The organism is Agreia sp. PsM10 (genome assembly GCF_030433855.1).
Taxonomy (GTDB): Bacteria; Actinomycetota; Actinomycetes; order Actinomycetales; family Microbacteriaceae; genus Agreia.
This window is the reverse complement of the sequence record NZ_JARUXC010000094.1, coordinates 1-234: the sequence shown is the minus strand read 5'-3', so window position 1 is coordinate 234 and position 234 is coordinate 1. Positions and strand designations below refer to the sequence as shown.

The following is a 234-nucleotide window of genomic DNA, read 5'->3' as shown; positions in this document are numbered from 1 at the left end:
GGGTTCACGACCACGTGGTCGCCCACGCTCACGCCGACAACATCGCTGCCGACCGCCACGACCTCGGCGGCGGGTTCGTGGCCGAGCGGGGTCCGGCCCTCGCGACCGGGGAGCCCGCCGATGGCGATGTTCATCGCGTCGGAGCCGCAGATGCCGCACGCGCGGATCTTGACCAGCACGACGGCGGGCCCGGCGGTGGGCACGGGCACCTCGACGACGGAGGTCAGGCCGGGG

The 234-nt window shown here is 74.8% G+C and carries 1 protein-coding gene; it reads right to left on the bottom strand.

Annotated elements, in window-relative coordinates; all coding sequences use genetic code 11:
- A partial coding sequence (locus QCD70_RS19140) for an alcohol dehydrogenase catalytic domain-containing protein (RefSeq protein WP_367316760.1) occupies positions 1 to 234 on the bottom strand: 234 nt, incomplete at both ends.